The sequence below is a fragment of the Streptomyces niveiscabiei genome (genome assembly GCF_033794345.1).
GTDB classification, from domain to species: Bacteria; Actinomycetota; Actinomycetes; order Streptomycetales; family Streptomycetaceae; genus Streptomyces; species Streptomyces niveiscabiei.
The window spans coordinates 27,983-52,578 of the sequence record NZ_JARAYJ010000013.1 but is presented as its reverse complement, the minus strand read 5'-3'; the positions used below and the strand labels follow the sequence as shown (position 1 = coordinate 52,578).

20 protein-coding genes are annotated in these 24,596 nt (G+C 70.5%); 3 read left to right on the top strand and 17 right to left on the bottom strand.

Going from position 1 to position 24,596, the window contains the following annotated elements:
* Nucleotides 1-18 precede the first annotated feature (18 nt).
* Nucleotides 19-1,278, bottom strand: a complete 1,260-nt coding sequence (locus tag PV682_RS19705; protein ID WP_319731590.1) for a DegT/DnrJ/EryC1/StrS family aminotransferase — start codon at nucleotides 1,276-1,278, stop codon at nucleotides 19-21.
* 397 nt (nucleotides 1,279-1,675) lie between these two features.
* Between PV682_RS19705 and PV682_RS19700 the strand changes: the two genes are divergently transcribed.
* On the top strand, nucleotides 1,676-2,614 hold the full coding sequence (locus PV682_RS19700) for a M56 family metallopeptidase (protein WP_319731588.1): 939 nt from the start codon (nucleotides 1,676-1,678) through the stop codon (nucleotides 2,612-2,614).
* A 176-nt stretch (nucleotides 2,615-2,790) separates the two neighbouring features.
* Here the strand turns inward: PV682_RS19700 and recQ are convergent, their stop codons facing one another.
* From recQ to PV682_RS19625, 15 genes are all read right to left on the bottom strand, one after another.
* On the bottom strand, nucleotides 2,791-4,803 hold the full coding sequence (gene recQ / locus PV682_RS19695; protein ID WP_319731586.1) for a DNA helicase RecQ: 2,013 nt from the start codon (nucleotides 4,801-4,803) through the stop codon (nucleotides 2,791-2,793).
* A gap of 194 nt (nucleotides 4,804-4,997) precedes the next feature.
* Nucleotides 4,998-6,647, bottom strand: a complete 1,650-nt coding sequence (nuoN, locus tag PV682_RS19690) for an NADH-quinone oxidoreductase subunit NuoN (RefSeq protein ID WP_319731584.1) — start codon at nucleotides 6,645-6,647, stop codon at nucleotides 4,998-5,000.
* Nucleotides 6,644-8,215: an NADH-quinone oxidoreductase subunit M gene (locus tag PV682_RS19685; protein WP_319731581.1), complete on the bottom strand. Its 1,572-nt coding sequence runs from the start codon at nucleotides 8,213-8,215 to the stop codon at nucleotides 6,644-6,646. Before PV682_RS19685 ends, nuoN begins: the two co-directional genes overlap by 4 nt.
* A 5-nt stretch (nucleotides 8,216-8,220) precedes the next feature.
* The gene (nuoL, locus tag PV682_RS19680; RefSeq protein WP_319731579.1) at nucleotides 8,221-10,134 is read right to left on the bottom strand and encodes an NADH-quinone oxidoreductase subunit L; all 1,914 of its coding nucleotides are present in this window, start codon (nucleotides 10,132-10,134) and stop codon (nucleotides 8,221-8,223) included.
* 15 nt (nucleotides 10,135-10,149) lie between these two features.
* Nucleotides 10,150-10,449, bottom strand: coding sequence for an NADH-quinone oxidoreductase subunit NuoK (gene nuoK / locus PV682_RS19675; RefSeq protein ID WP_004927567.1), 300 nt, complete (start codon nucleotides 10,447-10,449; stop codon nucleotides 10,150-10,152).
* On the bottom strand, nucleotides 10,446-11,306 hold the full coding sequence (locus PV682_RS19670) for an NADH-quinone oxidoreductase subunit J (RefSeq protein WP_319731576.1): 861 nt from the start codon (nucleotides 11,304-11,306) through the stop codon (nucleotides 10,446-10,448). Before PV682_RS19670 ends, nuoK begins: the two co-directional genes overlap by 4 nt.
* Entirely contained in the window at nucleotides 11,303-11,905 is a 603-nt protein-coding gene (gene nuoI / locus PV682_RS19665; protein WP_319731575.1) for an NADH-quinone oxidoreductase subunit NuoI, read from the bottom strand. Before nuoI ends, PV682_RS19670 begins: the two co-directional genes overlap by 4 nt.
* Nucleotides 11,898-13,262, bottom strand: a complete 1,365-nt coding sequence (gene nuoH / locus PV682_RS19660; RefSeq protein WP_319731573.1) for an NADH-quinone oxidoreductase subunit NuoH — start codon at nucleotides 13,260-13,262, stop codon at nucleotides 11,898-11,900. The genes nuoI and nuoH overlap by 8 nt, the downstream gene beginning before the upstream one ends.
* Nucleotides 13,259-15,760 carry an NADH-quinone oxidoreductase subunit G gene (locus PV682_RS19655; RefSeq protein ID WP_319731571.1) on the bottom strand — a complete coding sequence of 834 codons (2,502 nt, stop codon included), beginning with the start codon at nucleotides 15,758-15,760 and terminating at the stop codon, nucleotides 13,259-13,261. Before PV682_RS19655 ends, nuoH begins: the two co-directional genes overlap by 4 nt.
* Nucleotides 15,757-17,103 (bottom strand): NADH-quinone oxidoreductase subunit NuoF, encoded by a 1,347-nt coding sequence (nuoF, locus tag PV682_RS19650; protein WP_319731569.1) that lies wholly within the window; start codon nucleotides 17,101-17,103, stop codon nucleotides 15,757-15,759. The genes PV682_RS19655 and nuoF overlap by 4 nt, the downstream gene beginning before the upstream one ends.
* Entirely contained in the window at nucleotides 17,100-17,870 is a 771-nt protein-coding gene (gene nuoE / locus PV682_RS19645; RefSeq protein WP_319731567.1) for an NADH-quinone oxidoreductase subunit NuoE, read from the bottom strand. Before nuoE ends, nuoF begins: the two co-directional genes overlap by 4 nt.
* Entirely contained in the window at nucleotides 17,867-19,189 is a 1,323-nt protein-coding gene (locus PV682_RS19640) for an NADH-quinone oxidoreductase subunit D (RefSeq protein ID WP_319731564.1), read from the bottom strand. The genes nuoE and PV682_RS19640 overlap by 4 nt, the downstream gene beginning before the upstream one ends.
* Nucleotides 19,186-19,920: an NADH-quinone oxidoreductase subunit C gene (locus PV682_RS19635; protein WP_319731562.1), complete on the bottom strand. Its 735-nt coding sequence runs from the start codon at nucleotides 19,918-19,920 to the stop codon at nucleotides 19,186-19,188. Before PV682_RS19635 ends, PV682_RS19640 begins: the two co-directional genes overlap by 4 nt.
* Nucleotides 19,917-20,471, bottom strand: coding sequence for a NuoB/complex I 20 kDa subunit family protein (locus tag PV682_RS19630; protein WP_010353976.1), 555 nt, complete (start codon nucleotides 20,469-20,471; stop codon nucleotides 19,917-19,919). The genes PV682_RS19635 and PV682_RS19630 overlap by 4 nt, the downstream gene beginning before the upstream one ends.
* 13 nt (nucleotides 20,472-20,484) lie before the next feature.
* Complete coding sequence (locus tag PV682_RS19625) at nucleotides 20,485-20,844, bottom strand: NADH-quinone oxidoreductase subunit A (RefSeq protein WP_007383963.1); 360 nt, start codon at nucleotides 20,842-20,844, stop codon at nucleotides 20,485-20,487.
* Nucleotides 20,845-21,510: 666 nt separating this feature from the next.
* Here PV682_RS19625 and PV682_RS19620 point away from each other — a divergent pair.
* Complete coding sequence (locus PV682_RS19620) at nucleotides 21,511-22,344, top strand: C40 family peptidase (protein WP_319731559.1); 834 nt, start codon at nucleotides 21,511-21,513, stop codon at nucleotides 22,342-22,344.
* A 190-nt stretch (nucleotides 22,345-22,534) separates the two neighbouring features.
* Nucleotides 22,535-23,167: a peptide deformylase gene (def, locus tag PV682_RS19615; protein ID WP_319731557.1), complete on the top strand. Its 633-nt coding sequence runs from the start codon at nucleotides 22,535-22,537 to the stop codon at nucleotides 23,165-23,167.
* A 59-nt stretch (nucleotides 23,168-23,226) separates the two neighbouring features.
* On the opposite strand, the gene PV682_RS19610 is transcribed toward def, so the two are convergent.
* Complete coding sequence (locus PV682_RS19610; protein WP_055718811.1) at nucleotides 23,227-24,540, bottom strand: geranylgeranyl reductase family protein; 1,314 nt, start codon at nucleotides 24,538-24,540, stop codon at nucleotides 23,227-23,229.
* Nucleotides 24,541-24,596 lie beyond the last annotated feature (56 nt).

The window sequence follows — 24,596 nt, the reverse complement described above, 5'->3', positions numbered from 1 at the left end:
CTGGGCTCCGCCCGCGTCTCAGTCACGGCTCACCCCTGGCGCGCGCACGGGCGCCTCCCCCGCCGGCCGCACCCCCGCCTCCGTCAGCGCCGCGATCACCTCACGCGCGCGCAGGGGGTCGGCCGGCAGCGCGTGCCGCGCGAACCAGCGCGCCCCGGACGGGTCCGGCGACACGTCCGTGAACTCCGCGCCCGCGTAGTCGTCCAGCGGCGGGTCGTACAGGTACCCGGCGACGATCCCCCGGCGCGCGAGCGCCTCCCGCGCGGCGTCCCGGTCCGCGACGAACAGGGGGACCCGGAAGAGGGGCTGCGGCGGGCCGTCGCCCGCGCGCGCCCACGGCGTCGCGAGGAGACGCTCCGTCCCTTCCCGGCAGGCCGTCAGGACGCCGTCCAGGCGGTCCAGCTTGCGCTCCACGCGCGCGAGGCGGCCGTTTCCGGCGCGCAGGCGGTAGTCGTGCATGTCGACGCGGACCCACGGGTCGTACGCGTCGAGGCCGGGGGCCGCGGCGCCCGCGCGCGTGAGGTCCGCCGGCCGCAGCGGCATCCGGATCTCCTCGCGCTCCATCCGCCCGAGCCCGCGCAGGACGGCCCAGGCGGCCCCGCGCAGGCCGAGGCCCCGTACGGCGGCCTCCGCGTACGGCCGTACGGCGTACGCCAGTTCGGCCGTCGGCCGCGCGGGAAGCAGCAGGTCCTCGCGGGCCTTCTCCAGGGCGTCGCGCAGGCCCGGGTCCGCGCAGGACAGGAACCCGCCCGCCTTCGCCCCGACGTGCTTCGACAGGCTGAACACGGAGGCGTCGCCCCACGCGCCGACGGCCCTGCCGCCGGTCTCGCTGCCGATCGCGTGCGCGCCGTCCTCGAACAGCGGGATGCCCAGCGCGTCGCACCTCGCGCGCAGGCGCGGGGCGTCGTCCGGGTTGCCGTACAGGTTCGTCGTCAGGACGGCGGACAGGGTGCCCCAGGTGGCCTCCGGGACCGCGTCCACGTCGATCGACGCGTCCAGCGGCCTCAGGGGCGCCTGGACGGGCCTGAGGCCCGCCGCGAGCACCACGAAGAAGATCACGTCGTCGTTGACGGGCGACATCAGGACCCGTCCGCCGGGCGGGCACCAGTGGCGCAGCGCCACGTACAGCCCGAACCGGCACGACGGCACGTACACGCATTCCCGGCCGAGTCTGCCGCGCATCGTCGCTTCCAGCCGCGCGAGCCGGGCCCCTGCTCCCGCCCCGCCCGGCCGTACGCCACGACCCGCCGACCCCCGGCCGGCCTCCCCTTCGGCCATCCGCCCCCCAGATGCGCCCAGCGAGAGCCCCCTCCCCGAGGCCCTCCGGCACCGCCCAGAGTCTCCCTGTTCGCACCGCTCCGTCAAGATTGCGTCCCAGCCTGTGGATAACTTCCCGTATCCGACCTAAAGAGGTGTCATGTGCGGAGTGGTGAGGTGTGTGGGGTGTGTGGGGTGCTGTCCGCCTCGGGACGGTGGCACGGCTGTCCGCGCGCGGGCGCGAGTTGCGTGGGCCTCACTCCCAAAGGGCTGACGGTGCCGGGGGCTCGCGGTCATACTGGCCGCGAGGACCCGTGAGGCCGGGGTGCCGCCCGGCCGGGTCGGGGAGCGCGACGCCGGCCGGCTGGTTCACCGCACAACCGTGTACGCCCTCCGAGCAGAATCCGGAAACCGTGGGATGACCGTCTGTCTGCTTCTGCTGAGTGCCGTCGGGCTGACGGCCGCGGTGCCGGTGCCGCGCGCGCTGACGCGGGCGCGGTGGCCGGAGCGGGAGCCCGTGGTGGGGCTGTGGGTGTGGCAGTGCCTCGTCGCGACCGTACTGCTGTGCTGCGTCACCGCGTTGACGCTGGGCGTCGCCGCGGTCTTCCACACGGTCCGTACGCAGTTGTTCGCGCCCGCGCCCCAGGAGGTGACCGAGGCGTACGACCTGTCGGCCGCGCCCGTGTGGGCGGTCGTCCTGACGCTGCTGCTGGCGTGCGGGGCCGCGTGGACGACGGCGATGCTCGGGCGGGAGCTGGTCGAGGCCCGGCGGCGGCGCGTCCGGGACCGGGCGCTGCTGCGGGAGCGGGCGCCGGACCTCCCGGCGGGGCTGCCCTCCGCGCGCGGGCCCCTGCTCGTCCTGGAGGACGAGTACCCGGACGCCTGGTGGCTGCCCGGCAGCCCGCCCCAGCTGATCGTGACCACCGGCGCGCTGAACCGGCTCACCGCGCACCAGCTCGACGCCGTCCTCACCCACGAGAAGGGGCACGCCCGCGCCCACCACGACTGGCTGCTGCACCTCTCGACGGCCCTCGCGACCGGCTTCCCGCGCGTCCCCCTCTTCGCGCACTTCTGCGACCAGACCCACCGGCTCGTCGAACTCGCCGCGGACGACACGGCGTCGCGGCGCTGCGGGCACCTCACGACGGCCCTCGCGCTCATCGAGCTGAACCAGCACCGGGGCGTCCTGTCCTGCGCCTCCAGCCACCGCCTCCTGGGCGAGCGCGTCGACCGCCTCCTCCAGCCCCCGCCGCGCCTGCTGCGCCGGCACCGGGCGCTGACGACGACGGTGGCCGCGCTGGTCCCGCTGCTGCCGCTGCTGATCACGTTCGCGCCGGGGTTGTCGGCGCTGACGTAGCGCGCGGCGGGGTGCCGGACAGCGCGGGCGGACATGGCCCCCGGCCCCCTGACCAGCACTCCCCGGCCCGGCAGTCGCCCCCGGCCCGGCAGCCGCCTCCTGGCCCGGCAGCCGCCCCCGGCCAGGCCGCCTTCCCCCCTGGCCCGGCAGCCACTCCCTGACCAGGCAGCCTCCCCCTACGACCAGTCCGGCTCCTCCTCCAGCTCGCCCCAGAAGTCGTCCTCAGCCGGCGCCTCAGCCGGCGCGGAACCCCGCGCCGCGGGAGCCGGGGCTGACGCCGGAGCCGGCCCCTCCTCGCCGCCCCCGGGTGCCCCGCCCAGTTCCGCCAGGGCCGCCACGACGCCCTCGCCGTAGGTCGCGAGCTTCTTCTCGCCCACCCCGCTGATCCCCGCCAGCTCCCGTACCGACGTCGGCCACGCGGAGACGATCTCGCGGAGGGTCGCGTCGTGGAAGATGACGTACGCCGGGACGCCCTGCTCGCGGGCCTGTTCGGCGCGCCAGGCGCGCAGGGCCTCGAAGGCGGGCTGGAGGTGGGGCGGCAGTTCGACGACGGCCGCCTTGGCCTTGCCGCTCCTCCCGGAACCGGAGGAGGACGTCTTGGCGGTCGGCGCCTTCTTCGGCTCCTTGCGCAGCGGTACGTCCCGCTCGCGGCGCAGGACGGTCCCGCTGTCCTCGGTGAGGACCAGCGTTCCGTACTCGCCCTCGACCGCGAGGAGGCCCTGGGCCAGCAACTGCCGGATGACGCCCCGCCATTCGCCGTCCGCGAGGTCCTGGCCGATGCCGAAGACGGAGAGCTGGTCGTGGTCGAACTGGATGACCTTGCCGGTGCGCTTGCCGAGCAGGATGTCGATGATCTGGACCGCGCCGAACTTCTGGCCGCGCTCGCGCTGGAGGCGGACGACGGTGGAGAGGACCTTCTGCGCGGCGACCGTGCCGTCCCAGGTCTCCGGCGGGGTCAGGCATGTGTCGCAGTTGCCGCAGCCGACGGGGTCGGGGTCCTGGCCGAAGTAGTTCAGGAGCTGGCCGCGCCGGCACCGCGCGGTCTCGCACAGCGCGAGCATCGCGTCGAGGTGGGACTGCGCGCGGCGCCGGAACGCCTCGTCACCCTCGCCGGACTGGATCAGCTTGCGCTGCTGGATGACGTCGTTGAGGCCGTACGCCATCCATGCCGTGGACGGCAGCCCGTCACGCCCCGCGCGGCCGGTCTCCTGGTAGTACCCCTCGACGGACTTCGGCAGGTCGAGGTGGGCGACGAAGCGGACGTCCGGCTTGTCGATGCCCATGCCGAAGGCGATGGTCGCGACGACGGTGAGGCCGTCCTCGCGCAGGAACCGGGACTGGTGCCTGGCGCGGGTGCCCGCGTCGAGCCCGGCGTGGTAGGGCACGGCCGCGATGCCGTTGGCCGCCAGGAACTCGGCGGTCTTCTCGACCGAGTTGCGCGAGAGGCAGTACACGATGCCGGCGTCGCCCGCGTGCTCCTCGCGCAGGAACGCCAGGAGCTGCTTCTTCGGGTCGGCCTTCGGGACGATGCGGTACTGGATGTTGGGCCGGTCGAAGCTGGCGACGAAGTGCCGGGCGGCCGGCATGCCGAGGCGCTGGACGATCTCCTGGTGCGTGGCCTTCGTCGCCGTCGCCGTCAGGGCGATGCGCGGGACGTCCGGCCAGCGCTCGCCCAGGAGGGACAGGGCCAGGTAGTCGGGGCGGAAGTCGTGGCCCCACTGGGAGACGCAGTGCGCCTCGTCGATCGCGAAGACGGCGATCTTGCCGCGCGAGAGGAGGTCCAGCGTGCTGTCCAGGCGCAGGCGCTCGGGCGCGAGGTAGAGCAGGTCCAGCTCGCCCGCCGCGAACTCGGCCTCCACGAGGCGGCGTTCGTCGAAGTCCTGCGTCGAGTTGATGAACCCGGCCCGCACGCCGACCGCGCGCAGGGCGTCGACCTGGTCCTGCATGAGCGCGATCAGCGGCGATACGACGATCCCCGTACCGGCTCTGACCAGCGCGGGAATCTGGTAGCACAGCGACTTGCCGCCGCCGGTCGGCATCAGCACGACCGCGTCACCGCCGGCGATCACATGATCGACGATCGCCGCCTGCTCGCCCCGGAAACTGTCGTACCCGAACACCCGGTGCAGCGCGGCGAGCGCCTCGCTCTCCCCCGCCGCCGACCCCGCGACCCCTACCGCCTCCGCCATAACGCCGATCCCACCCGTCGTCCCTCGAACCACTGCCTCCACGTGCCCCCCACGATAGGCCCCCGCGCCGACACCCACGGAGTTATCCACAGGCCGGTCCGGGAACCGCGCGCCCGCACCCGCCCCCGGCACGCCGACGGCCCGGCACCCCCCGGAAGAAGGGCACCAGGCCGTCGTACACACCGCGCGCGACCTCAGCGCACGAACACCCCCGCCTGGCCCGCCAGGTCGAGGAAGTACTGCGGCGCCACGCCGAGCACGAGCGTCACCGCCACGCCCACCCCGATCGCGGTCATGGTCAGCGGTGAGGGGACGGCGACCGTCGGCCCGTCCGGGCGGGGCTCGCTGAAGAACATCAGGACGATCACCCGGATGTAGAAGAACGCGGCGATGGCGGACGAGAGCACACCGACCACGACGAGCGGCGCCGCGCCCCCCTCCGCTGCGGCCTTGAAGACGGCGAACTTGCCCGCGAACCCGGAGGTCAGCGGGATGCCGGCGAAGGCCAGCAGGAACACGGCGAAGACGGCCGCCACCAGAGGTGAACGGCGGCCCAGGCCGGCCCACTTGGACAGGTGGGTCGCCTCGCCCCCGGCGTCGCGGACCAGCGTGACCACCGCGAACGCGCCGATCGTCACGAAGGAGTACGCGGCGAGGTAGAAGAGCACCGAGGAGACCCCGTCGGGCGTCGTCGCGATGACACCCGCGAGGATGAACCCGGCGTGCGCGATGGACGAGTACGCCAGCAGCCGCTTGATGTCGGTCTGGGTGATGGCGACGATCGCGCCGCCCAGCATCGTGACGATCGCGACGCCCCACATCACCGGCCGCCAGTCCCACCTGAGCCCCGGCAGGATGACGTACAGGACCCGCAGCAGCGCCCCGAACGCGGCGACCTTGGTGGCGGCGGCCATGAACCCGGTGACCGGCGTGGGCGCGCCCTGGTAGACGTCCGGCGTCCACATGTGGAACGGCACGGCGCCGACCTTGAAGAGCAGGCCCATGACCAGCAGCGCGGCGCCGATGAGGAGCAGCGCGTCGTTGCCCATGGTGTCGGCGAGCGCGGGGTCGACGGACGTGACCGTGCCGTCGACGACCTGCGCGATGGTGCCGTAGGAGACGGAACCGGCGTACCCGTACAGCAGGGCGATCCCGAACAGGGTGAACGCGGAGGCGAACGCGCCGAGCAGGAAGTACTTGACGGCCGCTTCCTGCGACATGAGCCGCTTGCGGCGCGCGAGCGCGCACAGCAGGTACAGCGGGAGGGAGAAGACCTCAAGGGCGATGAAGAGGGTCAGCAGGTCGTTGGCGGCCGGGAAGACCAGCATGCCCGCGACCGCGAAGAGCAGCAGCGGGAACACCTCGGTGGTCGTGAACCCGGCCTTGACGGCGGCCTGTTCGCTGTCGCTGCCGGGTACGGCGGCGCCCTGCGCGGCGAACGAGTCGACCCGGTTGCCGTGCGCCTCGGGGTCGAGGCGCCGCTCGGCGAAGGTGAACAGGCCGACCAGGGCGGCGAGCAGGATCGTGCCCTGGAGGAAGAGCGCCGGTCCGTCGACGGCGATGGCGCCCATCGCGGCGATCCCCGCGCGCGTGGTGCCGTACCCCTTCGCCGCGAGGGCGACGACGGCCGCGAACGCGGCGCACAGGGCGACGACCGAGACGAACAGCTGGGCGTAGTAGCGGGACCTCCGCGGCACGAACGCCTCGACGAGGATCCCGACGACCGCCGCGCCCACGACGATCAGGGTGGGCGACAATTGCCCGTATTCGATCTTCGGCGCGTCGATCTTCGTGATCGGATCGGCCGCCGTTGTCCACAGGCTGTGGACGACAGTTGCGCTCACCTGGCCGCCTCCACCTCGGGCTGGGGGTCCTTCTTGTCCACGTCGGACAGCGTCTGCTTGACCGCCGGGTTCACGACGTCCGCGATCGGCTTCGGGTAGACCCCGAGGACGACGAGCAGGACGATCAGCGGCGTGACGACCGCGATCTCCCTGATCTTCAGATCCGGCATCGACGCGACCTCGGGCTTCACCGGGCCGGTCATCGTCCGCTGGTAGAGGACGAGCGTGTACAGCGCGGCGAGCACGATCCCGAAGGTGGCGATGATCCCTACGACGGGGTAGCGCGCGAACGCGCCGACCAGCACCAGGAACTCGCTCACGAAGGGCGCGAGGCCCGGCAGCGAGAGGGTGGCGAGGCCGCCGATCAGGAACGTCCCGGCGAGCACCGGGGCGACCTTCTGGACGCCGCCGTAGTCGGCGATGAGCCGCGAGCCGCGCCGGGAGATCAGGAAGCCTGCGACGAGCATCAGGGCGGCCGTGGAGATGCCGTGGTTGACCATGTAGAGCGTCGCCCCGGACTGGCCCTGGCTGGTCATCGCGAAGATGCCGAGCACGATGAACCCGAAGTGCGAGATCGACGCGTAGGCGACCAGCCGCTTGATGTCACGCTGCCCGACGGCGAGCAGGGCGCCGTAGATGATGCTGATCAGGGCGAGCACGAGAATGACCGGAGTCGCCCATTTCGACGCCTCGGGGAAGAGTTGCAGACAGAAGCGGAGCATCGCGAACGTGCCGACCTTGTCGACGACGGCCGTGATGAGGACCGCGACCGGTGCGGTGGCCTCGCCCATCGCGTTCGGCAGCCAGGTGTGCAGCGGCCACAGCGGGGCCTTCACCGCGAAGGCGAAGAAGAAGCCGAGGAACAGCCAGCGCTCCGTGTTGGTCGCCATGTCGAGCGAGCCATTGGCCCGCGCGGCGGCGATCTCCTGGAGGCTGAAGTTGCCCGCGACCACGTACAGGCCGATCACGGCGGCCAGCATGATCAGGCCGCCGACCAGGTTGTAGAGCAGGAACTTGACGGCCGCGTACGACCGTTGGGTGGACGCCGCCTCCTCGCCGTGCTCGTGCGCGCGGTCCCCGAAGCCTCCGATGAGGAAGTACATCGGGATGAGCATGGCCTCGAAGAAGATGTAGAAGAGGAAGACGTCGGTGGCCTCGAAGGAGATGATCACCATCGCCTCGACGGCCAGGATCAGCGCGAAGAAGCCCTGGGTGGGCCGCCAGCGCCTGCTGCCGGTCTCCAGCGGGTCGGCGTCGTTCCAGCCGGCCAGGATGATGAACGGGATGAGCAGCGCGGTCAGCGCGATGAGCGCCACCGCGATGCCGTCGACACCCAGCTCGTAGCGGACCCCGAACTCCTTGATCCAGGAGTGGGACTCGGTGAGCTGGTAGCGGTCGCCGTCGGGGTCGAAGCGGACCAGGATCGCGATCGCGAGGGCGAGCGTGCCGAGCGAGACCAGCAGCGCGAGCGACTTCGCCGCGCCTCGCCTCGCGGCCGGTACGGCGGCCGTGGCGATCGCCCCGACGGCGGGGAGCACCGCCGTCGCTGTCAGCAGGGGAAAGGACATCGGTATCAGACCGCCCTCATCAGCAGCGTCGCGGCGACCAGGACCGCCGCGCCGCCGAACATCGAGACCGCGTAGGAGCGCGCGAAGCCGTTCTGGAGGCGCCGCAGCCGTCCGGACAGGCCGCCGACGCCGGCCGCGGTGCCGTTGACGACGCCGTCGACCAGGGTGTGGTCGACGTACACCAGCGAGCGCGTGAGGTGCTCGCCGCCGCGCACCAGGACGACGTGGTTGAAGTCGTCCTGGAGGAGGTCGCGGCGGGCGGCCCGGGTGAGCAGCGACCCGCGCGGGGCGACGGCCGGGACGGGCCGGCGGCCGTACTGGAGGTACGCCAGGGCGACGCCGACGACCATGACGGCGACCGTCGCCGAGGTGACCGTCGCGGCGCTGATGGGCGCGTCGCCGTGGTCGTGGCCGGTGACCGGCTCCAGCCAGTGCAGGAAGCGGTCGCCGACGCCGAACACGCCGCCCGCGAAGACCGAGCCGAAGGCCAGCACGATCATGGGGATCGTCATGGACTTGGGGGACTCGTGCGGGTGCGGTTCGTTGCCGTTCTCGTCGGGCTGCCAGCGCTTCTCGCCGAAGAACGTCATCAGCATCACGCGCGTCATGTAGTACGCGGTGATGGCCGCGCCCAGCAGGGCCGCGCCGCCGAGGATCCAGCCCTCGGTGCCGCCCTTGGCGAACGCCGCCTCGATGATCTTGTCCTTGGAGAAGAAGCCGGACAGGCCGGGGAACCCGATGATCGCGAGGTAGCCGAGGCCGAACGTGATGAACGTGACCGGCATGTACTTCCTGAGGCCGCCGTACCTGCGCATGTCGACCTCGTCGTTCATGCCGTGCATGACGGAGCCCGCGCCGAGGAAGAGCCCGGCCTTGAAGAAGCCGTGCGTCACCAGGTGCATGATCGCGTAGACGTACCCGATGGGGCCGAGTCCTGCCGCGAGGACCATGTAGCCGATCTGCGACATCGTCGACCCGGCGAGGGCCTTCTTGATGTCGTCCTTCGCGCAACCGACGATCGCACCGAACAGCAGCGTGACCGCGCCGACGATGGTGACGACCAACTGCGCGTCCGGCGCGGCGTTGAACACCGCCGCCGAGCGGACGATCAGGTACACGCCCGCGGTGACCATCGTCGCCGCGTGGATGAGCGCCGACACGGGCGTCGGGCCCTCCATGGCGTCCCCCAGCCAGGACTGGAGCGGCACCTGCGCGGACTTGCCGCAGGCCGCGAGCAGCAGCATCAGGGCGATCGCGGTGAGCTTGCCCTCGCTCGCGTCGGCGGCGACACCGGGTTCGGTGTGCGTGCCGAGGAGCGGGCCGAAGGCGAACGTCCCGAAGGTCGTGAACATCAGCATGATCGCGATCGACAGGCCCATGTCGCCGACCCGGTTGACCAGGAACGCCTTCTTCGCGGCCGTCGCGGCGCTGGGCTTGTGCTGCCAGAACCCGATGAGCAGGAACGAGGCGAGGCCCACGCCCTCCCAGCCGACGTACAGCAGGAGGTAGTTGTCGGCGAGCACCAGGATCAGCATCGCCGCGAGGAACAGGTTCAGGTAGCCGAAGAAGCGGCGGCGCCGGTCGTCGTGCTCCATGTACCCGATCGAGTACAGGTGGATCAGCGAGCCGACGCCCGTGATCAGCAGCACGAACGTCATGGACAGCTGGTCGAGGCGGAACGCGACGTCCGCCTGGAAGCCCTCGACGGGGATCCAGCTGAACAGGTGCTGGTGCAGCGTGCGGTGCTCGGCGTCCTTGCCGAGCAGGTCCGCGAAGAGGATCAGGCCGAACACGAAGGAGACGGCCGACAGGAGCGTGCCGATCCAGTGGCCGACGGCGTCGAGCCGGCGGCCTCCGGTGAGCAGGACGGCCGCTCCGAGCAGGGGCGCCGCGATCAGCAGCGCGATGAGGTTCTCCACGTTTCTTCCGACCCCTTACAGCTTCATCAGGCTGGCGTCGTCGACCGAGGCCGAGTGGCGGGAGCGGAACAGCGACACGATGATCGCGAGTCCGACCACGACCTCCGCCGCGGCGACGACCATCGTGAAGAAGGCGATGATCTGGCCGTCGAGGTTGCCGTGCATCCGGGAGAAGGCGACGAACGCGAGGTTGCAGGCGTTCAGCATCAGCTCGACGCACATGAAGACGACGATGGCGTTGCGCCGGATGAGCACTCCGGTCGCGCCGATCGTGAACAACAGGGCGGCGAGGTACAGGTAGTTGACGGGGTTCACTGCGACGCCTCCTCTGCCTCGCGGGTCTCGCGCGTCTCGCGCCCGAATCGCGGCGGCTCGATCTCGTCGCGCTCCAGGCGCTCCTCGGAGCGCTGCTGGAGGGCCTTGAGGTCGGCGATCGCCTCGGTGGACACGTCCCGGATCTGGCCGCGGTCGCGCAGGGTCTTGCTGACGGTCAGTTCGGACGGCGTGCCGTCGGGCAGCAGGCCCGCGATGTCGACGGCGTTGTGCCGCGCGTACACGCCGGGGGCCGGGAGCGGCGGGAGGTGCTTGCCCTCGCGCACGCGCTGCTCGGCCAGTTCGCGCTGGGTCTTGGCGCGCTCGGTGCGCTCGCGGTGGGTGAGGACCATCGCGCCGACGGCCGCCGTGATGAGCAGCGCGCCGGTGATCTCGAAGGCGAACACGTACTTCGTGAAGATGAGGGTCGCGAGGCCCTCCACGTTGCCGTTCGCGTTCGCCTGCGCGAGGCCGTTGAACTCGCTCAGCGAGGCGTTCCCGATGCCGCCGACCAGCAGGATCCCGAAGCCGAGGCCGCTCAGCAGGGCGAGCCAGCGCTGCCCCTTGATGGTCTCCTTCAGGGAGTCGGCGGCGGTGACGCCGACCAGCATGACGACGAACAGGAACAGCATCATGATCGCGCCCGTGTAGACGACGATCTGCACGATGCCGAGGAAGTAGGCGCCGTTGGCGAGGTAGAACACCGCGAGGATGATCATGGTCCCGGCGAGGCACAGCGCGCTGTGGACGGCCCGCCTCATGAAGACGGTGCACAGGGCGCCGATCACCGCGACCGTACCGAGCGTCCAGAACTGGAACGCCTCGCCGGTGGAGGTCGAGTAGGCGGCTAGCGCGCTCACGCGTCCACCCCCTCTTCTTCCGGCTTCTCGCCCTTGGAGACGGCGACCTGACGCTCCGTACCGGGCGCGGCCTCGGTGACCAGCCCCCGGTAGTAGTCCTGTTCGTCCGTCCCGGGATAGATCGCGTGGGGCGTGTCGACCATGTTGTCGTCGAGGCCCGCGAGGAGCTGTTCCTTGGTGTAGATGAGGTTCGCGCGGCTGGAGTCGGCCAGTTCGAACTCGTTGGTCATCGTCAGCGCGCGCGTGGGGCACGCCTCGATGCACAGGCCGCACAGGATGCAGCGGGCGTAGTTGATCTGGTAGACGCGGCCGTAGCGCTCGCCCGGGGAGTAGCGCTCCTCATCGGTGTTGTCCGCGCCCTCGACGTAGATCGCGTCGGCGGGGCAGGCCCAGGCGCACAGTTCACAGCCGACGCACTTCTCCAGGCCGTCCGGATGGCGGTTGAGCTGATGCCGTCCGTGGAACCGCGGGGCGGTGGTCTTCTGCTGCTCCGGGTACTGCTCCGTGAGCCGCTTCTTGAACATGGCCTTGAAGGTCACGCCGAAGCCGGCGACGGGGTTCTGGAAACCGGGTGCGGTCTCCTTGGGCTCCTCAGCCATCGGACGCCTCCTTTCCGTCACGAGGTCCGTCACTCTGAGTATCGACCCCACCACTGACAATCAGCTCCCGCTCCTGGCGGGACCGGCGCCGGGGCACCGGCGGAAGCTCCTGTCCGGGCAGCGGCGGCACCGGGAATCCGCCCGCCATCGGGTCGAACCCGACCGGTTCGGCGGGGAGTTCGGCGCCCTTCCGCGCCTTGTCGCGGAAGACGTCGGCGACGAAGGAGATCAGCAGGACGGCGATCAGCCCGCCGGCCACGTACAGGGCGATGTCGGTGAAGCCGTAGTTCTCGTTGCGCAGGGTCCGCATGGTGGCGACGAGCATCAGCCACACCATCGAGACCGGCAGCAGCACCTTCCAGCCGAGCTTCATCAGCTGGTCGTAGCGCACGCGCGGGAGCGTGCCGCGCAGCCAGATGAAGAAGAACAGCAGGAGCTGCACCTTGACGACGAACCAGAGCATCGGCCACCAGCCGTGGTTCGCGCCCTCCCAGAAGCCGCTGATCGGCCAGGGCGCCCGCCAGCCGCCGAGGAAGAGGGTGGTGGCGACGGCCGAGACGGTCACCATGTTGACGTACTCGGCGAGCATGAACATCGCGAACTTGATCGACGAGTACTCGGTGTTGAAGCCGCCGACGAGGTCGCCCTCGGACTCCGGCATGTCGAAGGGGGCGCGGTTGGTCTCGCCGACCATCGTGACGATGTACAGGATGAACGAGACCGGCAGCAGCAGGATGTACCAGCGGTCGCTCTGCTGCTCGACGATCGTCGACGTCGACATCGACCCCGAGTACAGGAACACCGAGGCGAACGCGGCGCCCATCGCGATCTCGTACGAGATCATCTGCGCGGCCGAGCGCAGGCCGCCGAGCAGCGGGTACGTCGACCCGGAGCTCCAGCCCGCGAGCACGATGCCGTAGATGCCGACCGAGGCGACCGCGAGGATGTACAGCATCGCGATCGGCAGGTCGGTGAGCTGCATCGTCGTGCGGTGGCCGAAGATCGAGACCTCGTTGCCCGCCGGGCCGAAGGGGATCACGGCGATCGCCATGAACGCGGGGATGGCGGCGACGATCGGCGCGAGGACGTAGACGACCTTGTCCGCGCGCTTGACGATGACGTCTTCCTTCAGCATCAGCTTGATGCCGTCGGCGAGCGACTGGAGCATGCCCCAGGGGCCGTGCCGGTTGGGTCCGACGCGCAGCTGCATCCAGGCGACGACCTTGCGCTCCCAGACGATGGAGAACAGCACGGTCACCATCAGGAACGCGAAGCAGAACACCGCCTTGACCACGACCAGCCACCAGGGGTCACGGCCGAACATCGAGAGGTCTTCCGCCGCGAGGTACGGGCTCATGCCTCCACCTCCTTGGGGGCGTCGGCGGGCGTCGCCGGGCCGATGCGGACGAGGGTTCCGGGCCGGGCCCCGGTGTCCGAGGCGACGCCCGCGCCCGCCGAGTTGAGCGGGAGCCACACCACCCGGTCGGGCATCTCGGTGACGGCCAGCGGCAGTTCGACGGTCCCGGTCGCACCGGTGACGGCCAGCAGGTCGCCGTCCTTCACCCCCGCCTCGGCGGCCGTGGCGGCCGACACGCGCGCGTAGGAGGCGTGCCGGGTCGCGGCGAGCGCCGGGTCGCCCTCCTGGAGGAGCCCCTGGTCGAGGAGCAGCCGGTGGCCCGCGAGGACGGCCTCACCGGCGGCGGGCCTCGGGAGCGCTCCCCCGGTCTCGTTCGGCTCGGCGGCCCGCTGCCCGTCCCAGGCGCCCAGCCGGTCGATCTCCGCGCGCGTGGTGCGCAGGTCGGGCAGGCCCAGGTGGACGTCCATGGCGTCGGCCAGCATCTGGAGCACGCGCGCGTCGCTCGGAGGCAGCCGGCGCGTCATCTGCTCGGGCTTGAGGGCGGCGTCGAAGAACCGCACCCTGCCCTCCCAGTTGAGGAACGCGCCCGGCTTCTCGGCGACCGCGGCGACCGGCAGGACGACGTCGGCGCGCTCGGTGATCTCGCTGGGCCGCAGCTCCAGGGAGACCAGGAAGCCGACCTCGTCGAGCGCCGTACGCGCACGCGCGGGGTCGGGCAGGTCGGCGACCTCGACGCCGGCCACCAGCAGCGCCTGGAGCTCCCCGGCGACGGCGGCCTCGACGATCTGGCCGGTGTCGCGGCCGTACCCGTGCGGGAGTTCGGCGAGCCCCCAGACGGCGGCGACCTCCTCACGCGCGCGCGGGTCGGTCGCCGGGCGTCCGCCGGGCAGCAGCGCGGGCAGCGCCCCGGCCTCCAGGGCGCCGCGCTCGCCGGCCCGGCGCGGGATCCACACGAGCCGCGCCCCGGTCGCGGAGGCGGCCCGCACGGCGGCCGTGAGACCCCCCGCGACGCCCGCCAGACGCTCTCCCACGACGATGACGGCGCCCTCGGCCCGCAGCGCCTCGGCGGCGGCCTCTCCGGGCGTCTCCAGGCCGCTGCCGGCCGCGAGGGCGTCCAGCCACTCGGTCTCGGTGCCGGGAGCGGCCGGCAGCAGCGTGCCGCCCGCCTTCTCCAGCCCGCGCGTCGCGTGCGTGGCCAGCGAGAACACCTTCAGCCCGGTCTTGCGCCACGCCTTGCGCAGCCGCAGGAAGACGCCGGGCGCCTCCTCCTCGGACTCGAAGCCGACCAGCAGGACGGCCGGCGCCTTCTCCAGATCCGCGTACGACACGCCCGTACCGTCGAGGTCCCGGCCGCGTCCGGCGACCCGGGAGGCCAGGAAGTCGGCCTCCTCGCCGCTGTGCACGCGCGCGCGGAAGTCGATGTCGTGCGTGTCGAGCGCCACGCGCGCGAACTTGCTGTACGCGTACGCGTCCTCGACGGTGAGCCGGCCGCCGGTCAGCACGCCCGTGCGCCCGCGCGAGGCGAGCAGTCCCTGAGCGGCGATCTGGAGGGCCTCCGGCCAGGAGGCGGGCACCAGGTCGCCCTCGGCGTTGCGGATCAGGGGCGTCTCCAGCCGGTCGCGCGCTTGCGCGTACCGGAACCCGAAGCGCCCCTTGTCGCAGATCCACTCCTCGTTGACCTCGGGGTCGTTCTGGGCGAGCCGCCGCATGACCTTCCCGCGCCGGTGGTCCGTACGCGTCGCGCACCCGCCCGCGCAGTGCTCGCACACCGAGGGCGACGACACCAGGTCGAAGGGGCGCGAACGGAACCGGTACGCGGCCGAGGTGAGCGCTCCGACGGGACAGATCTGGATCGTGTTCCCGGAGAAGTACGACTCGAACTGATCGCCTTCGCCCGTACCGACCTGCTGGAGGGCGCCCCGTTCGATCAACTCGATCATCGGGTCGCCCGCGACCTGGTTGGAGAAGCGGGTGCAGCGCGCGCACAGCACGCACCGCTCGCGGTCCAGCAGGACCTGCGCGGAGATCGGCACCGGCTTCTCGTACGTCCGCTTGCGGCCCTCGAAGCGGGACTCCGCCTGGCCGTGCGACATGGCCTGGTTCTGGAGGGGGCACTCGCCGCCCTTGTCGCAGACCGGGCAGTCCAGCGGGTGGTTGATGAGCAGCAGCTCCATCACCCCGTGCTGGGCCTTCTCGGCGACCGGGGAGGTGAGGTGCGTCTTGACGACCATGCCGTCGGTGCAGCTGATCGTGCAGGACGCCATCGGCTTGCGCTGGCCCTCGACCTCGACGATGCACTGCCGGCAGGCGCCGGCCGGGTCGAGGAGGGGGTGGTCGCAGAACCGGGGGATCTCGATGCCGAGCTGCTCGGCGGCGCGGATGACCAGGGTGCCCTTGGGCACGCTGATCTCGGCGCCGTCGATCGTCAGCGTCACGAGATCTTCCCGCGGCACCGCCGCCTCCCCGCCACCTGAGGGAGCGCTAGTGGTCACGGTCATGCGTTCACCTCCGGGCGGTCCGCCCAGGCCGTCGACTTGGCCGGGTCGAAGGGGCAGCCCCGGCCGGTGATGTGCTGCTCGTACTCCTCGCGGAAGTACTTCAGCGAGGAGAAGATCGGCGAGGCGGCGCCGTCGCCGAGGGCGCAGAACGACTTGCCGTTGATGTTGTCGGCGATGTCGTTCAGCTTGTCGAGGTCGCTCATGACGCCCTTGCCGGCCTCGATGTCGCGCAGCAACTGCACGAGCCAGTAGGTGCCTTCACGGCAGGGCGTGCACTTGCCGCAGGACTCGTGGGCGTAGAACTCGGTCCACCGGGTCACCGCGCGCACCACGCAGGTCGTCTCGTCGAAGCACTGGAGCGCCTTGGTGCCGAGCATCGAGCCGGCCGCGCCGACGCCCTCGTAGTCGAGGGGGACGTCGAGGTGCTCGTCGGTGAACATCGGCGTGGAGGAGCCGCCCGGCGTCCAGAACTTCAGCCGGTGCCCAGGGCGCATCCCGCCGCTCATCTCCAGCAGCTGGCGCAGCGTGATGCCGAGCGGCGCCTCGTACTGGCCGGGGCTCGCGACATGGCCCGAGAGCGAGTACAGCGTGAAGCCCGGGGACTTCTCGCTGCCCATCGAGCGGAACCATTCTTTTCCGCGATTCAGGATCGCGGGAACCGAAGCGATCGACTCGACGTTGTTCACGACAGTGGGGCAGGCATAGAGCCCCTCGACGGCAGGGAAGGGAGGACGCAGCCGCGGTTGACCCCGGCGGCCTTCGAGCGAGTCGAGCAGCGCGGTCTCCTCACCGCAGATGTACGCGCCGGCGCCGGCGTGCACGGTGAGCTGGAGATCGAGCCCGCTGCCCAGGATGTTCTCGCCGAGATAGCCCGCCGCGTACGCCTCGCGTACGGCCTCGTGCAACCGCCGCAGAACGGGAACGACTTCACCGCGCAGGTAGATGAAGGCATGCGACGACCTGATGGCCCAACACGCGATGACGATGCCCTCGATGAGGCTGTGCGGGTTCGCGAAGAGGAGCGGGATGTCCTTGCAGGTCCCCGGCTCCGATTCGTCGGCGTTGACAACTAGATAGTGCGGTTTGCCATCACCCTGGGGAATGAACTGCCATTTCATCCCCGTCGGGAACCCGGCCCCGCCGCGCCCCCTCAGTCCGGAGTCCTTGACGTACGCGATCAGGTCGTCCGGCGACATGGCGAGGGCCTTGCGCAACCCCTCGTACCCCTCGTGCCTCCGGTACACGTCGAGCGACCAGGACCGCTCCTCGTCCCAGAAGGCCGACAGCACGGGTGCCAGCAGCTTCTCGGGGCTGCTGCCTTTCAGTTCAGGTGCCAACGTCATCCCTCCCCCTCCTCGGCGGCGGGCCGGTGCTCGGGTTCCTCACGCGGGTGGACCACGCGCGCGGGTGCGGTCTCTCCCCTGGCCAGGCGGAGGCCCACCAGCGAGGCGGGTCCCGCACCGCCGCTCGCCTCGACCGCGCCCTCGCGCTCGTCGGGGAAGCCCGCCAGGATGCGGGCGGTGTCCTTGAAGGTGCACAGCGGCGCCCCGCGCGTGGGGGACGCCGTCCGGCCGGCCCGCAGGTCGTCGACGAGGCGCTTGGCGCTCTCGACGGTCTGGTTGTCGAAGAACTCCCAGTTGACCATCACGACGGGCGCGAAGTCGCAGGCCGCGTTGCACTCGATGTGCTCCAGCGTGACCTTCCCGTCGTCCGTGGTCTCTCCGTTCCCGACCCCCAGGTGCTCCTGGAGCGAGTCGAAGATCGCGTCGCCGCCCATCACCGCGCACAGCGTGTTGGTGCAGACGCCGACCTGGTAGTCGCCGCTCGGCCGGCGCCGGTACATGGTGTAGAAGGTCGCGACGGCGGTGACCTCGGCCGTGGTCAGGCCGAGCACGTCCGCGCAGAACCTCATCCCGGTGCGGGTGACATGGCCCTCCTCGGACTGCACGAGGTGCAGCAGCGGCAGGAGCGCGGAGCGGGAGTCGGGGTAGCGGGCGATCACCTCGCGCGCGTCCGCCTCCAGGCGGGCCCGTACGTCGTCCGGGTAGGGGGCGGCGGGCAGTTCGGGCATGCCCAGGCCGACGCCCTGTCGGGGGGAAGAGGTGGTCACCGGTCGACGCCTCCCATCACGGGGTCGATGGACGCGACGGCGACGATCACGTCGGCGACCTGGCCGCCCTCGCACATCGCCGCCATGGCTTGCAGGTTGGTGAAGGACGGGTCGCGGAAGTGGACCCGGAAGGGGCGGGTGCCCCCGTCGGAGACGGCGTGCACCCCGAGTTCGCCCTTGGGGGACTCGACGGCCGCGTACGCCTGGCCCGGCGGGACCCGGAAGCCCTCGGTGACCAGCTTGAAGTGGTGGATCAGGGCCTCCATGGAGGTACCCATGATCTTCTTGATGTGGTCGAGGGAGTTACCCAGCCCGTCGGGCCCGAGGGCCAGTTGGGCGGGCCAGGCGATCTTCTTGTCGCCGACCATGACCGGGCCCGGCTGGAGCCGGTCCAGGCACTGTTCGACGATGCGCAGCGACTGGCGCATCTCCTCCAGGCGGATCAGGAAGCGCCCGTAGGAGTCGCAGGTGTCGGCGGTCGGGACGTCGAACTCGTAGGTCTCGTACCCGCAGTAGGGCTGCGCCTTGCGCAGGTCGTGCGGGAGGCCGGTGGAGCGCAGGATCGGGCCGGTGGCGCCGAGGGCCATGCAGCCGGCCAGGTCGAGGTGGCCGACGTTCTGCATGCGGGCCTTGAAGATGGGGTTCCCGGTGGCGAGCTTGTCGTACTCCGGGAGGTTCTTCTTCATCTTCTTCACGAACTCGCGGATCTGGTCCACCGCGCCGGGCGGCAAGTCCTGCGCGAGTCCGCCGGGGCGGATGTACGCGTGGTTCATCCGAAGGCCCGTGATGAGCTCGTAGATGTCGAGAATCATTTCACGATCGCGGAATCCGTAGATCATGATCGTGGTGGCGCCGAGTTCCATGCCGCCGGTGGCGATGCACACCAGGTGCGAGGAGAGCCGGTTCAGCTCCATCAGCAGGACCCGGATGATCTCGGCGCGCTCGGGGATCTGGTCCTCGATGCCGAGGAGCTTCTCGACGGCGAGGCAGTAGGCGGTCTCGTTGAAGAAGGACGTCAGGTAGTCCATGCGCGTGACGAAGGTCGTCCCTTGCGTCCACGTACGGAACTCGAGGTTCTTCTCGATGCCGGTGTGCAGGTAGCCGATGCCGCAGCGGGCCTCGGTGACCGTCTCGCCGTCGATCTCCAGGATGAGGCGGAGCACCCCGTGCGTGGAGGGGTGCTGGGGGCCCATGTTGACGACGATGCGCTCGTCGTCGGCGCGGGCCGCGGACTGGACGATCTCGTCCCAGTCGCCTCCGGTGACCGTGTAGACGGAGCCTTCCGTGGTCTCGCGGGGAGTTGCGTGCGACGTGCTCACGAGTACGACCTCCGCTGGTCCGGAGCCGGGATCTGGGCGCCCTTGTACTCGACGGGGATGCCGCCGAGGGGGTAGTCCTTGCGCTGCGGGTGGCCCTGCCAGTCGTCCGGCATCATGATCCGCGTCAGGGCCGGGTGGCCGTCGAAGACGATCCCGAAGAAGTCGTACGTCTCGCGCTCGTGCCAGTCGTTCGTCGGGTAGACGGGGACCAGGGACGGGATGCGCGGGTCGGCGTCCGGGGCGCTGACCTCCAGGCGGATCAGCCGGTTGTGGGTGATCGAGCGCAGGTGGTAGACGGCGTGCAGCTCGCGGCCCTTGTCGTGCGGGTAGTGGACGCCGCTGACGCCGGTGCACAGTTCGAAGCGCAGCGCCGGGTCGTCGCGCAGGGTGCGGGCGACGCGGACGAGGTGCTCGCGCTCGACGTGGAAGGTGAGTTCGCCCCGGTCGACGACGGTCTTGCCGATCGCGTTGTCCGGGAGCAGCCCCTGTTCCTCCAGGGCGCCTTCGAGTTCGTCGGCGACCTCGTCGAACCATCCGCCGTACGGCCGCGTCGAGGCGCCCGGCAGGCGGACCGAGCGGACCAGGCCGCCGTATCCGGAGGTGTCGCCGCCGTTGTTCGCGCCGAACATGCCGCGCTGGACGCGGATCTCCTCGCCCTGGTCGCCGCGCTGGCCGGGGAGGTTGGCGGCGCTGAGGTCCTTCTCGGGGTTGGTGCCGTTCGCGTCGGTCATCGCAGCAGCCCCTTCATCTCGATGAGGGGGAGCGCCTTGAGCGCCGCCTCCTCCGCCTCGCGGGCCGCTTCCTCGGCGTTCACGCCGAGTTTGGTGTGCTGGATCTTCTGGTGGAGCTTGAGGATCGCGTCCATCAGCATCTCGGGGCGCGGCGGGCAGCCGGGCAGGTAGATGTCCACGGGGACGATGTGGTCGACGCCCTGGACGATCGCGTAGTTGTTGAACATGCCGCCCGAGGACGCGCACACCCCCATGGAGATGACCCACTTGGGGTTCGGCATCTGGTCGTAGACCTGCCTCAGGACCGGCGCCATCTTCTGGCTGACCCGGCCGGCGACGATCATCAGGTCGGCCTGGCGGGGCGAGCCCCGGAAGACCTCCATGCCGAAGCGGGCGAGGTCGTAGCGCCCGGCTCCGGTCGTCATCATCTCGATGGCGCAGCAGGCGAGGCCGAAGGTGGCGGGGAAGACGGACGCCTTGCGCACCCAGCCCGCGGCCTGTTCGACGGTGGTCAGCAGGAAGCCGCTCGGCAGCTTTTCTTCGAGTCCCATGGCTAAAGGCCCCTCAGTCCCATTCCAGGCCGCCGCGCCGCCAGACGTACGCGTAGGCGACGAAGACGGTGAGCACGAAGAGCAGCATCTCCACGAGCCCGAAGACACCCAGGGCGTCGAAGGTGACGGCCCAGGGGTAGAGGAAGACGATCTCGATGTCGAAGACGATGAAGAGCATCGCCGTCAGGTAGTACTTGATGGGGAAACGCCCGCCGCCGGCCGGCGTGGGGGTCGGCTCGATTCCGCACTCGTAGGCTTCGAGCTTCGCGCGGTTGTAGCGCTTCGGCCCGATGAGCGTGGCCATGACCACGGAGAAGATCGCAAAGCCTGCCCCGAGGGCTCCCAGTACGAGGATGGGCGCATAGGCGTTCACCGCTCCTCGCTCCTCTCAGTCGGCACTGACTGTTGGCGGGTTGCATGAGAAACATTGGGTGAACCGCGAAGATCGCGAACATGTGAAGCAGGTCACAAGCCCAACTGCCCCGCATCCTATGCCCGTCGCTCTGTGATCTGCGACACGGGGTATTGCACAAGCTTTGTGATCTCCACCACCTGACGAAGGATCATGAAGTCATATCGGCGCGGATCTTGGCACATGGGGCGCCGAAACGATCACGCGGCGTGACATTTTCGCTCGTCAGTGACCGTCCGCAGGGGGAGTCTCTATATCAAGAGAGTTCCCTTGCATCCAAATTGGCCCTGGACGAAGGGGGTTGATAGTGGACCCCGTTCACACGTCAGAGGGAATCGGCCGCGACTGTGGACGCGTGCACACATTCACGAGCACCGGACGCAGACGTTCCGGTAACCGTTCCGTGACCTGCGCCACATCGGAACAGGGCGCTCCGAAACCAGGCTTGGCCAACGACCTCAACGAATGGTAGGCAGCGGGCAATTCGGGCGTAACAGCGAAAGGCAGTGATCACAGCCCTGAACACCCAGGTCCGCTATGTCCGTTACGGCGTCAATAAAGAAATCGGGGCACGGAAGTTGAGGCGTCGATTGAACAAGTGTGGCGCAGGACACGTTCCTTGAAGGTATGGAGGAGCTTTTGATACCGGTTGGACTCATGTCCCACACCGCTCACATACGTAGCCACCGAAAGCCCCGCCGCAACGCGTCCTCGATCGCGGTGCGTGCCGGAGTCGCCAGTGGTGTCCTCGGCACGCTGGCCGTCGCCACCGCGGCGGGTTCGGCCAACGCTGCCGACGCGACGGTGACGCAGACGCTGGAACTGCCCACGCTGACCGCCGACCTGTCCGCGCAGGTCGAGCAGGCCGCGCAGTTCACGCAGCAGGCCGCTGCCAACTACCAGCTCCAGGCCGAGCGCGACTCGGCCGCCGCCGCTGCCGCCAAGGAGGCCGCGAAGGACCTGGCGGCGGCGAAGCAGGCCGAGGCCAAGAAGAAGGCCGCCGAGGAGGCCCGCAAGGCCGCCGCCGAGGCCGCCGTGTCCCGCTCCGAGACCCGCGCGAGCCTGAGCGGCTCGTCGTCGTCGGACAGTGTCGCCACGCCGGCCAGCGGCAGCGTCGCGACCGTCATCGACTTCCTCAAGGCGCAGGTCGGCGACGCGTACGTGCTCGGTGGCACCGGGCCGAACGCCTGGGACTGCTCCGGGCTCGTGCAGGCCGCGTTCAAGCAGGTCGGTGTCGACCTGCCGCGCGTCTCCGAGGACCAGTCGAACTACGGGACCGACGTGTCCCTGTCGAACATCCAGCCCGGCGACATCCTGTACTGGGGCGGCAAGGGGTCGGCGTACCACGTCGGCGTCTACCTCGGCGCCGGGAAGTACCTCGACGCGGCGAACCCCTCCAAGGGGGTCGTCATCCAGGACCTGTCCGGGTACCCGGCGAGCGGTGCGGTGCGGGTGCTCTGAAGCGCTCCGAGCCGGGGGTACTACCCGGGTCATACCTGAGGTGCAGGGCCGCAGCCGCTCGGGGGCAGCGGCCCTTCCTCGCGTGGCCCGGTGCCGTGCGCCGTCCCGGCGCGGAACTTCGGCCGGATCCGACGCGTTTCTCCCCTCGCGCTGATCGACAGGCGGTCAGCGGTCGGAGGGAGAACCAGCCATGCCCAGCGTTTTCGTCCAGGGTCGCCCCGTCGACTCCTATCCCCGGCACGCGCCCGAGGCCCGGCAGGGCCGGGTGCGCCGGATCACCGAGGTCGGTGAAGAGGTCCTGCACAGGCCGTGCCGTGACGTCACCGAGTTCGGCCCCGACCTCGCCGCGCTGATCGACGACATGTTCCTGACGATGTACCTCGCCAACGGCGCGGGCCTCGCGGCGAACCAAGTCGGCGTCGATCTGCGCCTGTTCGTGTACGACTGCCCCGACGACGAGGGCGTGCGCCATGTCGGCCACATCGTCAACCCGGTCCTCGCGCCCCTCCCCGCGGCCGGCCGCCGCCTCCTGGACGACGACGAGGGCTGCCTCTCCGTGCCGGGCGCGGTGATGGACGTACCGCGCCCGGATACGGCGATCGTCCACGGCCTGGACCGGACCGGTACCCCCGTCACGATCGAGGGCACCGGGTACTTCGCGCGGTGCCTCGCGCACGAGACGGACCATGTGAACGGGCACGTGTATCTGGACCGGCTGTCGAAGCGGGACCGGAAGGAGGCCCTGCGGCAGATGGCGGACCGCAGGGAGAGGGTGATGGCACAAAGGGCGGCGAATGAAGAGGCATTGGGGCAACGCCCCTAAGGGGCGCGGGGCCGTGTCCGCCCACCGGCACAACGCGGCACCCCCGTGGTACTACCCCGCTACGCCTTGGGAGCTACCTTGCTCAGCCCGTTGATGATCCGGTCCATCGCGTCACCCCCGGTGGGATCCGTCAGGTTCGCCAGCATCTTCAGCGTGAACTTCATCAGCACCGGGTGAGTCAGCCCCCGCTGGGCCGCGATCTTCATGACCTTCGGGTTCCCGATGAGCTTCACGAAGGCGCGGCCCAGCGTGTAGTACCCCCCGTACGTGTCCTTGAGCACCTGCGGGTACCGCTGGAGCGCGATCTCCCGCTGGGCCGGCGTGGCGCGCGCGTGCGCCTGGACGATGACGTCCGCGGCGATCTGCCCGGACTCCATGGCGTACGCGATGCCCTCGCCGTTGAAGGGGTTGACCAGCCCGCCGGCGTCACCGACGAGCAACAGCCCCTTGGTGTAGTGGGGTTGGCGGTTGAACGCCATCGGCAGCGCGGCCCCGCGGATCGGCCCGGTCATGTTGTCCGGCGTGTACCCCCACTCCTCGGGCATCGACGCGCACCACGCCTTGAGGACCTCGCGCCAGTCCAACTCCTTGAAGGAATCGGAGGTGTTGAGGACACCGAGCCCGACGTTGGAGGTCCCGTCGCCCATGCCGAAGATCCAGCCGTACCCGGGCAGCAGCCGGTCCTCGGCCCCGCGCCGGTCCCACAGCTCCAGCCAGGACTCCAGGTAGTCGTCCTCGTGCCGGGGGCTCTCGAAGTACGTCCGGACGGCGACGCCCATCGGCCGGTCCTCGCGCCGGTGCAGCCCCATCGCGAGGGACAGCCGCGTGGAGTTGCCGTCGGCGGCGACCACGAGGGGCGCGTGGAAGGTGACTTCGCGCTTCTCCTCCCCCAACTTCGCGTGCACACCGGTGATCCGGCCGGTCCGGTCGTCGACGATCGGCGCCCCCACGTTGCACCGCTCGTACAGCCGCGCCCCCGCCTTCTGCGCCTGCCGGGCGAGCTGCTCGTCGAAGTCGTCGCGCTTGCGGACGAGTCCGTAGTCCGGGTACGACGCGAGCTCGGGCCAGTCGAGCTGGAGCCGTACGCCGCCGCCGATGATCCTGAGGCCCTTGTTGCGCAGCCAGCCGGCCTCCTCGGAGATGTCGATCCCCATGGCGACGAGCTGTTTCGTGGCGCGCGGTGTGAGGCCGTCGCCGCAGACCTTCTCGCGGGGGAACTCGGTCTTCTCCAGCAGCAGGACGTCGAGTCCGGCCTTGGCCAGGTAGTACGCGGTCGTCGAGCCGGCCGGCCCTGCGCCGACGACGATCACATCGGCGGTGTTCCCGGAGAGAGGCGCGGTGTTTTCGGAGTGAGGATCAGTCACGACGGTCACGGCGGGATCTCCCCAAGTTCGGAATCTGCGTGCCGACCGGCACTGGACATGGGCAG